A 9,834-nucleotide genomic window follows, 5' to 3' on the forward strand; every position below is an offset into this window, starting at 1 on the left:
ATGACCTGTTCCGGGGCGTCTGGCTTCCGCCCCCCGCGGCATGAGACAATGCGCCCGCTGCGGCCCATCGAGGCGATGCGGCGGACGGTCCGGAACAGGATGTCCGGGGGGACCGCCTGCCGGTCCGGAGTGACGAAGGAGAGCATCGATGTCCGGACGTGACGGTCCCGGTCGGCGGACGATGATGACCACCAGCTCGATGCGCGGGCCGCAGAAGGCCGCGCTGATGATGCTGGCATTGGGCGAGGAGTTCGGCCAGCACCTGTGGCCGCTGCTGGACGACGAGGAGATCAAGGAGATCTCCCAGGAGATGGCCAATCTGGGCAATGTCTCCTCCGAGGCGGTCGAGAAGCTGTTCGTGGAGTTCGCCAACCAGTTCTCCACCACCGGCTCGCTGATGGGCACGTTCGAGAGCACCGAGCGCCTGCTGGCCAAGGCCCTGCCGCAGGACCGGGTCGACCTGATCATGGAGGAGATCCGCGGTCCCGCCGGCCGCACCATGTGGGACAAGCTGGGCAACGTGAACGAGACGGTGCTCGCCAACTACCTGAAGAACGAATATCCGCAGACCGTCGCCGTGGTGCTGTCGAAGATCCGCTCCGACCATGCCAGCCGGGTGCTCGCCGCGCTGCCGGAAGAATTCGCGATGGAAGTCATCATGCGCATGCTGCGCATGGAATCCGTCCAGAAAGAGGTCCTGGACAAGGTCGAGCAGACTCTGCGCGTGGAGTTCATGTCGAACCTGGCGCGCACCGCCCGGCGCGACAGCCACGAAATGATGGCGGAGATTTTCAACAACCTGGACCGCAACACGGAGAACCGCTTCATCGCCTCCCTGGAGGAGCGCAACCGCGACGCCGCGGAGCGCATCAAGGCGCTGATGTTCACCTTCGAGGACCTGATCAAGCTCGACCCGTCGGGTGTGCAGACCCTGCTGCGCGCGGTCGACAAGGACAAGCTGGCGCTGGCGCTGAAGGGCGCCTCCGACGCGCTGCGCGACCTGTTCTTCTCCAACATGTCGGAGCGCGCGGGCAAGATCCTGCGCGAGGACATGGAGGCGATGGGCCCTGTCCGCCTGCGTGACGTCGACGAGGCGCAGATGGCGATGGTCAACATCGCCAAGGACCTGGCCACCAAGGGCGAGATCATCCTGGCCGACAACAAGGGCGAGGATGAGCTGGTCTACTGAGGCGCCGATCGCCTGCCCGTCCGCCGCATCGCCGGCCCCGACCAGAGTGGTGCGTCTGACCGGAGGGGTCCGCCATGGCCAATGAATCGGGCAACACCGCGCCGGGCACGCGCCGGCCGCCGCCCGACGGCCCGCAGGTCGTGGCGCCCGGCGGGAAGAAGGCGGCCAATGTCCGCAAGTTCACCTTCGGCGAGCAGTTCGACCCCTCGGCGGAAGCGGTGGAGGCCTATCGCTCGCCGCAGCGCGACGAGACCGAGCGGCGGCGACAGGCCGAGATGGCGGAGGTGCGCGAACAGGGCTACGCCGCCGGGCACGAGGCCGGGCTGGCGGAGGCGCGGGCGGAGATCAACGCCGCCATCGCCGAGGCGCTGGACCGGATCGGCGCCGGTCTGGCGGAGCTCGGCCCGTCGGAGCAGGCCACAGGCCATATGCTGACACGGCAGTCGATCGGCATCGCCCGCGCCGTCGGCGGCCAGCTGGCGGCACGGCTGATGGAGAGCCAGCCCGAGGCGGAGGTGGAGGCGCTGGTTGCCGACTGTATCGGCCAGCTGCGCGACGAGCCGCAGGTCGTGGTGAGCCTGGCGCCCGAGATCGCGGAGGCTGTACAGGACCGCCTGCAGGAGCTGGCGACCGCGCGCGGCTTCGCCGGCAAGCTGATCGTGAAGCCGGAGCCGGGGCTGCAGCCGACGGACGCCCGCCTGGTCTGGTCCGAGGGCGAGGCCATGCGCAGCGAGAGCGAGGTCATGCAGGAGATCGACGCCGCGGTCGGGCGCTATCTGCAGGGCCGCGGCCTGGCGGCGGCGGAATGAGGCGGACGGGCACCGGCACGACCGCGGCATGGCCGCCGGCGGGGACCGCCGGCGGGATCGTCACCTGGAAGCCGGAGACCGGGACAGGCCGGTCGCCGGCGGGAATGTAGGACATGGCTGACGACAACGAGTTCAAGCTGGACGAACTGGACAAGAGCCAGCCGATGGCCGATGCCGGCGATGGCGGCGACGAGGGCCCGGCGATCGAGGAACCGCAGGCGCGCACCGCCGGCGACCTGGAGGCGGTGTTCGACATCCCGGTGCAGGTCTCCGCGGTGCTGGGGAAATCCAGCATGCAGGTCAGCCAGTTGCTGAAGCTCGGCCGCGGCGCGGTGGTGGAGCTGGACCGCAAGGTGGGCGAGGCGATCGACATCTACGTCAACAACCGGCTGGTCGCCCGCGGCGAGGTCGTGGTGGTCGAGGATCGCCTGGGCATCACCATGACGGAAATCATCAAGAGCGCCCAGCACTGAGGGCGGGAACGACCTGGGTCCGGGCCTGCGCCCGGTCCCGGCCGGGCAGGAGAGCCGCGTGGCGGAGTATGAAGAGGCCGGACAGGGTGTAGCGGAGGAGGAAGCGGAACCGCGGTTCCGCGGGCTCGACCTTGCGACCGTCCTGGGCCTGACCGGCGCGGTCTTCCTGATCGTCGCGGCGATCGTCCTGGGCGGCTCGCCGGGCTCGTTCTTCGACGTGCCCGCGATCATGATCGTGATCCTGGGCACCTATGCCGTCACGATGGTCAGCTTTTCGGCCCGCGACGTGTTTGCTGCACAGCGGGTGGTCGCGCAGGCTTTCTTCCGGCGGCTGGAACAGCCGTCGGACATGACCCTGATGATGCTGCGGCTGTCCGACAAGGCACGGCGCGACAGCCCGCTGTCGCTGCAGTCGATCCTCGACCAGCTGGACGAGGAGGAATACCTGTTCCAGGCCCTGCAGATGGTGGTCGACACGGTGCCGCCGGACGAGATCGAGCGGGTCCTGCGACGGGAGATGAACTCGATCAGCCAGCGGACGATGAAGTCGGTCGCGGTGCTGCGGCGGGCCTCCGAGGTCGCGCCGGCGATGGGCCTGATCGGCACCCTGGTGGGCCTGGTACAGATGCTGGGCAACCTGTCGACGCCGGAATCGATCGGCCCGGGCATGGCGGTCGCCCTGCTGACCACCTTCTACGGCGCGATCATGGCGAACGTGTTCTTCGCGCCGATCGCATCGAAGCTGGAGCGCAACGCGGAGGAGCTGATGCTCCTGCACAACATCATCCTGATCGCGGCGGTCTCGATCGCCCGGCAGGAGAATCCGCGCCGGCTGGAGACGCTGTTGAACACGCTGCTGCCGCCGGCGGAGCGGGTGAGCCTGTACGGCTGAGCCGGCAAGAACGACCGTCGGCGCTGCCGGGTGGCGCGCGGGCGGGACCCAATTGACGATCTGAGGATGTCATCATGCGTTTGATCATCATCGGCACACTGAACGGGCAGATCGGCGCCGCCAGCAAGATCGCGATGGACCGGGGCGCCAAGGTGACCCAGGTGGACACGATCGACGCGGCGATGGAGCAGCTCCGCCGCGGTCAGGGCGCCGACCTGGCGCTGGTCGACGTGCACGAGGATATCCGACGCCTGGTCGGGCAGCTGGCGCAGGAGCGCTTCTCCCTGCCGGTGGTGGCCTGCGGCATCGGCAATGACAGTCGCGCCGCGGTGGACGCGATCCGCGCCGGTGCGAAGGAATACCTGCCGCTGCCGCCGGAGGCGGAACTGATCGCCGCGGTGCTTGAGGCGGTCGCCGAGGAAAGCCACCAGCTGATCTACCGCGACCCGGCGATCCGGCAGGTGCTGGAACTGGCCGACCAGGTGGCGAAGTCGACGGCATCGATCCTGATCACCGGCGAGAGCGGCACCGGCAAGGAGGTGCTGGCGCGCTACATCCACGGCAAGAGCGACCGGTCGGGCAATGCCTTCATCTCGGTCAACTGCGCGGCGATCCCGGACAACCTGCTGGAATCGGAGCTGTTCGGTCATGAGAAGGGCGCCTTCACAGGTGCCGTGGCCCGGCGCATCGGCAAGTTCGAAGAGGCCCATGGCGGCACCCTGCTGCTGGACGAGGTCACCGAGATGGACGTGCGCCTGCAGGCGAAGCTGCTGCGCGCGATCCAGGAACGGGAAATCGACCGGGTCGGCGGCGGGCGGCCGGTGCAGGTCGACCTGCGGGTGATCGCCACCTCAAACCGCGACCTGGCCAAGGCGGTGGCGGAGGGCCAGTTCCGCGAGGACCTGTTCTTCCGCCTCAACGTGGTGAACCTGAAGCTGCCGCCGCTGCGCGAGCGGCCGGAGGATATCGAGGTCCTGGCGAAGCATTTCGCCGACAAATATGCCAAGGCCAACGGCCTGCCGCCGCGGCCGCTGTCGGCCGGCGCCCTGAAGATGGCCCAGGCCTATCGCTGGCAGGGAAATGTGCGGGAGCTGGAGAACACCATGCACCGCGCAGTGCTGCTGGCGCAGGGGCCGGAGATCGGCGAGGCGGCGATGCGCCTGCCGGACGGCTCGCCGCTGGCGGCCTCTGCGCGGCCGGCCGCTTCGCCCGGCCCCGGCACCGCCGCTCCCGCAGGCGAGGCGCCGCCCGCCGCGAAGCCGGCAGAATCGGCCGGCGGCGAGGCGGGCCCGCTGGAGCCGGGGACGGAAACGACGGGCGCCAGGCTGGTCGGCCAGACGGTCGCCGATGTGGAACGGACCCTGATCATCGACACCCTGAACCATTGCCTGGGCAATCGCACCCATGCCGCCAACATTCTCGGGATCTCGATCCGGACCCTGCGCAACAAGCTGAAGCAGTATTCCGACGAAGGCGTGCAGGTGCCGATGCCGGGCGAGGGTCAGCGCGCCGCCTACTGATTGCCGGGAACCGGATGCGACGGCCGGGCCGCCACGGCCGCCAGGCCATGGACAGGCCCCATCGTCGCTGTTGGTGTGGGGTCCCTTTTGATGTGGATTCTGGCTGCCGGTGAGCCGGCGGCCGCAGGACAAGGCCGGCGTGGCGAGAGCCGCCGGGAAAGCGTGACGGGATGAGCGAGGCGCAAGGTCAGGGTTCGGGCGGCGGCGGCCCGTCGGGCGGACAGCTCGGCGTCGACGCGCTTGTCGCGCGCATGCGCAGCCTGGGCCTGACGGCGGATGTCGGCCTGGCGCTCGGCGTCGTCGCCATCCTGGTGGTGCTGATCCTGCCGATGCCGACCTGGCTGCTCGACATCAGCCTGGCGATCTCCATCACCTTCTCGGTCATCGTGCTGATGACCTGCCTGTTCATCCAGAAGCCGCTGGAATTCAACTCCTTTCCGACGGTGCTGCTGATCGCGACGATGCTGCGGCTGTCGCTGAACCTCGCCTCCACCCGCCTGATCCTGGGCGAGGGCGACAAGGGCACCGACGCTGCCGGGCAGGTGATCCAGGCCTTCGGCGACTTCGTCATGGGCGGCAATTTCGTCATCGGCCTGATCGTCTTCGGCATCCTGGTGATCGTGAACTTCGTCGTGATCACCAAGGGTTCGGGCCGCATTGCGGAGGTCGCTGCCCGCTTCACCCTGGATTCCATGCCCGGCAAGCAGATGGCGATCGACGCCGACCTGTCCTCCGGCCTGATCGACGAGACCGAGGCGCGCAAGCGACGCAAGACCCTGGAGGAGGAGAGCAACTTCTTCGGCGCCATGGACGGCGCCGCGAAGTTCGTGCGCGGCGACGCCGTCGCCGGCCTGCTGATCACCTTCATCAACATCATTGGCGGCATGATCATCGGCGTCGCGCAGAAGGACATGAGCTTCTCCGATGCGCTGAACAACTACACTGTGCTGACGGTGGGCGACGGCCTGGTTTCGCAGATCCCGGCACTGATCGTCTCCACCGCGGCGGGCCTGATGGTCTCCAAAGGCGGTGTCGAAGGGTCGACGGAGAAGGCCCTGTTCGGCCAGCTCGGCGGCTATCCCAAGGCGCTGGGGGTCACCTCCTTCCTGATGCTGGCCCTGGCGGTGCTGCCGGGCATCCCGATGATCCCGTTCCTGCTGCTGGCGGCGGCGACAGGCGGGCTGGCCTGGTACACAAGCAAGAAGCACCAGCGGGCGGCGGTCGAGGAGGTCGCCGAGCAGGAGGCGCAGAAGACCGCCGTGCCGGCGGAGGAGCCGATCTCCACCGCGCTGCAGATCGACGATCTGCGACTGGAACTCGGCTATGGCCTGCTGCCGCTGATCAATGCGGTGCAGGGGGTGCGCCTGACCGACCAGATCAAGGCGCTGCGCCGCCAGCTGGCGACGGACATGGGCTTCATCATGCCCAGCGTGCGGATCCTGGACAATATGCAGCTGTCGTCGAACGGCTACACGATCCGGGTGAAGGAGGTGGAGGCCGGCCGTGGCGAGCTGAAGGTCAACCACCTGCTGGTGATGGACCCGAACGGTTCGAAGATCGACCTGCCGGGCGAGGAGACGGTGGAGCCCACCTTCGGCCTGCCGGCGATGTGGGTGGACGAGAGCCTGCGCGAGGAGGCGATGTTCCGCGGCTATACCGTCGTCGACCCGGGCACGGTGATCACCACGCACCTGACGGAGGTGCTGAAGGACAATATGGCGGACCTGCTCTCCTATGCGGAGACGCAGAAGCTGCTGGACGAACTGCCGGACCTGAACCAGAAGCTGGTCGGCGACCTGATCCCCAGCCGGATCTCGGTGAACGGCGTGCAGCGGGTGCTCCAGAACCTGCTGGCGGAGCGGGTGTCGATACGCGACCTGCCGTCGATCCTGGAGGCGATCTCGGAAGCCTGCGGCTATACCCACAACATCACCCAGATCACCGAGCATGTGCGCTCCCGCCTGGCGCGGCAGATCAGCCATTCCTTCGTGAATTTCGACGGCTATATCCCGCTCGTCACCCTGTCGCCGGAATGGGAGCAGAACTTCGCGGAATCCCTCGTCGGCCAGGGCGACGACCGGCAGCTGGCAATGCCGCCGTCGATGCTGCAGGAGTTCATCCACCGGGTGCGCGACGTCTATGACCGCATGGCCCAGGAGGGCCATATGCCGGTGCTGCTGACCAGCCCGGCCGTGCGTCCCTTCGTGCGCTCGATCATCGAGCGCTTCCGCCCCGCCACCGCGGTGATGTCGCAGAACGAGGTGCACCCGAAGGTGCGTCTGCGCACCCTGGCGCAGATCTGACCGCGGCCCGATCATGCGCATGCGCAACTTCACCGCGCCGAACATGTCGGAGGCGATCCGCAAGGTCCGCGACGAATTCGGCGAGGATGCGATCATCATTTCCAGCCTGCAGCGCGGCACCGGCGGCGGCGTGCAGGTCACCGCGGCCTTCGAGCGCGACCCGCTGGCCGCCGACCCGCAGACCCCGCCCCCCCGCACCCTGCCGGTGCGCCCCGGACCGGCGGCCAGCGACGGGCGCCCGGCCTCCCCCGACGAGATGCCGGATCCGCTTGCCTTCGACCAGGTGCTCAATGCGGCTCTGGACCAGGCACCTGCGGTGGCCGGCACCGCCGGCCTCAGTCAGGACCAGCTGGTCGCGGCTGCCGAAGAGATGGCCCGCATCCTGGCATGGCATGGCGTGCCGGTCCGCCTGAATGAACGGCTGACCCTGTCGGCGGCCGGCCACGGCCTGGGCGACCCCCAGGGCGCGCTGGCCCGGGCGCTGGACGAATGCTTCCGCTTCGTGCCGCTGCCGCCGGCACCCAAACGGCCGGTCGTGCTTGTCGGCATGCAGGGCGCGGGCAAGACCCTGGCCTGTGCCAAGCTGGCGGCGCGGGCGGTCCTCGCCGGCATCAAGGTCACGGTGATCTCCGCCGATACGGTCCGCTCCGGCGCGGTGGCGCAGCTGTCGACCTTCGTCGACCTGCTGCGTCAGCCCATGGTGACAGTGGAATCGCCGCATGAGCTGGCCCGCGCGGTCGATACCGCGCGCGACAGCGGGCCGGTCTTCATCGACACGCCGGGCATCAACCCGTTCGATGCGGCGGAAGTCGCGTCGATGAGCGAACTGGTGGCCGCCGCCCATGGCGACGCGGTGCTGGTGATGTCCGCCGGCGGCGATCCGGCGGAAGCCGGAGAGATCGCGTCGGTCTTTGCCGAGGCCGGCGCACGGCAGCTGATCGGCACCCGGCTGGACGGCTCCCGCCGCTATGGCGGGCTGCTGGCCGCCGCCGAGGATGGCCGGCTGCGGCTGGCCAACCTGTCCGTCCATCCCTATGTCGCCGATGGCCTGGAACCGGCCACGGCGCGCGCCCTGGCGCGACTCTTGCTGCGCGATCCCGAGGACCGGGAGATCCAGGCCGCATTCGAGAAGGCAATTGCATGAACGAGTCCCGAGCTGGCACCGGCCGGCCGCAGCGTGCCACCGACGGCCAGGCAAAGCCCGCAGCCAGGAAGCCGACTGCCCCCAAACAGGACACCCCGAGGCCGGGCAGCCCGGCACAGGGCGGAGAAGGCGGTCAGGTGCCGCAGAAGCGGACCGCGGCACCATCCGCGACTGGCGCGGCAACCGGACCAGCAACCGGGGCCGCGGCAAAGGACCCGCGTGGCGTCCGGCCGGCGCGCCACGCTGCCAGCCTGGCACGGCTGACCAACGTGATCTCGGTCGCCTCCGGCAAGGGTGGTGTCGGCAAGACCTGGCTGTCCGTCACCCTGGCACTGACCTTTGCCAAGAAGGGCGAGAAGGTGCTGCTGTTCGACGGCGATATCGGCCTGGCGAATGTCGACATCCAGCTGGGCCTGATGCCGCGCCGCGACCTCGGCGAGGTGCTACAGGGGCGGCGCCGCCTGAACGAGGCGATCACCCCCTACGAGGAGGGCGGCTTCGACGTGGTCGCCGGCAAGTCCGGTTCCGGCTCCCTGGCGGGCCTGCCGCGCAACCGGCTGGAATCGCTGCGGGACGAGATCGCGGAACTGTCCACCCACTACGACCGGGTGATTCTGGACCTGGGGGCCGGCCTGGACATGCCGGTGCGCCTGCTGTCGGCGATGGCAGGACTGAACCTTGTGGTGACCACCGACGAGCCGACCTCCATGACCGACGCCTATGCCTACATCAAGCTGGCCACGGCGAAGGATCCGAAGATCGACATCCGGCTGGTGATCAACCAGGCAAAGAACCAGCAGGAGGGGCGGCGCACCTACGACAAGCTGAACCGGGCCTGCGCCTCGTTCCTGAAGATCTCGCCGCGGCTGGCCGGCATCGTGCACGACGACCCGCATGTGGCGGAATCGATCCGCCACCAGCAGCCGATCCTGGCGCGGCATCCCAACAGCGTCGCCACCCTGGACATCGAGGTGCTGCGCAGCGCGCTGGTGCGCACCCCGGCGGGCAGCCCGCCCCTGCCGCTGCCCGACAGCGGCGGCTGACAGGCGCCGGATGACGGGCGGCAGATGACGGGCGGCAGGCAGGAGCACGGCCGGTCATGAGCGGGATCGACGGCGGCGCCCTGCCCCCTGCCCCGCCACCCGGAAGCGGTCGCAGCCAGGGAAGCGGCAGCCAGGGCGCAGGCGGACGCGGCGGGACCGGGCCCGGCCAGGGACAGCCCGGCCAGGGACAGCCCGGCCAGGGCCAACCGGGCGGCGGCGCCGGGGCCGGGGCCGGCCAGCCGGTCACCAGCCAGCCCCCGGCCAGTGCGCCGTCCGGCAGCCAGGCGGCCGCCCAGCAGGGCGCCGCCCAGCAGGCACAGACCCAGTCGCAGAACCAGGGCGCCCAGGCCGCCGCCAGTCAGAAGGCGGCCCAGAGCAGCCGCAGCGGCCGCACCGATTCCTCTGCCCGTCCAGAATCCGCCCAGGCCGCCCGCGCCGGCCAGGCTGCCGCCGGCGGCAAA

Annotated in this window: 9 protein-coding genes; all 9 read left to right on the top strand. The window is 69.4% G+C overall.

The window, feature by feature from the left end; translation table 11 throughout:
• The first annotated feature begins 148 nt into the window (after positions 1-148).
• On the top strand, positions 149-1,189 hold the full coding sequence (gene fliG, locus ACFOGJ_RS10980; RefSeq protein ID WP_379900203.1) for a flagellar motor switch protein FliG: 1,041 nt from the start codon (positions 149-151) through the stop codon (positions 1,187-1,189).
• A 74-nt stretch (positions 1,190-1,263) separates the two neighbouring features.
• On the top strand, positions 1,264-1,998 hold the full coding sequence (locus tag ACFOGJ_RS10985) for a hypothetical protein (RefSeq protein ID WP_379900205.1): 735 nt from the start codon (positions 1,264-1,266) through the stop codon (positions 1,996-1,998).
• A 113-nt stretch (positions 1,999-2,111) separates the two neighbouring features.
• A complete protein-coding gene (fliN, locus tag ACFOGJ_RS10990; protein WP_379900207.1) occupies positions 2,112-2,471 on the top strand; it encodes a flagellar motor switch protein FliN in 360 nt (119 codons plus the stop codon).
• 58 nt (positions 2,472-2,529) lie between these two features.
• Positions 2,530-3,363, top strand: coding sequence for a motility protein A (locus ACFOGJ_RS10995; protein WP_379900209.1), 834 nt, complete (start codon positions 2,530-2,532; stop codon positions 3,361-3,363).
• A 74-nt stretch (positions 3,364-3,437) separates the two neighbouring features.
• Positions 3,438-4,883 carry a sigma-54-dependent transcriptional regulator FlbD gene (gene flbD / locus ACFOGJ_RS11000; protein ID WP_379900211.1) on the top strand — a complete coding sequence of 482 codons (1,446 nt, stop codon included), beginning with the start codon at positions 3,438-3,440 and terminating at the stop codon, positions 4,881-4,883.
• Between the two features lie 170 nt (positions 4,884-5,053).
• Positions 5,054-7,186 carry a flagellar biosynthesis protein FlhA gene (flhA, locus tag ACFOGJ_RS11005; RefSeq protein ID WP_379900213.1) on the top strand — a complete coding sequence of 711 codons (2,133 nt, stop codon included), beginning with the start codon at positions 5,054-5,056 and terminating at the stop codon, positions 7,184-7,186.
• Positions 7,187-7,205: 19 nt separating this feature from the next.
• On the top strand, positions 7,206-8,330 hold the full coding sequence (locus ACFOGJ_RS11010; RefSeq protein ID WP_379900215.1) for a flagellar biosynthesis protein FlhF: 1,125 nt from the start codon (positions 7,206-7,208) through the stop codon (positions 8,328-8,330).
• Positions 8,331-8,467: 137 nt separating this feature from the next.
• A complete protein-coding gene (locus tag ACFOGJ_RS11015; protein ID WP_379900217.1) occupies positions 8,468-9,373 on the top strand; it encodes a MinD/ParA family protein in 906 nt (301 codons plus the stop codon).
• A gap of 56 nt (positions 9,374-9,429) precedes the next feature.
• Positions 9,430-9,834, top strand: a 405-nt coding sequence (locus ACFOGJ_RS11020) for a hypothetical protein (protein WP_379900219.1), incomplete at its 3' end; no start/stop codon positions are given.

The sequence above is a fragment of the Marinibaculum pumilum genome (assembly GCF_042646425.1).
Lineage (GTDB): Bacteria > Pseudomonadota > Alphaproteobacteria > Ferrovibrionales > Ferrovibrionaceae > Marinibaculum > Marinibaculum pumilum.

What these genes read in the sequence shown, in the direction of transcription:
- fliN (WP_379900207.1), top strand. Translation starts at nt 2,112, where the DNA reads ATGGCTGACGACAACGAGTTCAAGCTGGACGAACTGGACAAGAGCCAG.
- flhA (WP_379900213.1), top strand. Translation starts at nt 5,054, where the DNA reads ATGAGCGAGGCGCAAGGTCAGGGTTCGGGCGGCGGCGGCCCGTCGGGC.
- ACFOGJ_RS10985 (WP_379900205.1), top strand. Translation starts at nt 1,264, where the DNA reads ATGGCCAATGAATCGGGCAACACCGCGCCGGGCACGCGCCGGCCGCCG.
- fliG (WP_379900203.1), top strand. Translation starts at nt 149, where the DNA reads ATGTCCGGACGTGACGGTCCCGGTCGGCGGACGATGATGACCACCAGC.
- flbD (WP_379900211.1), top strand. Translation starts at nt 3,438, where the DNA reads ATGCGTTTGATCATCATCGGCACACTGAACGGGCAGATCGGCGCCGCC.
- ACFOGJ_RS11010 (WP_379900215.1), top strand. Translation starts at nt 7,206, where the DNA reads ATGCGCAACTTCACCGCGCCGAACATGTCGGAGGCGATCCGCAAGGTC.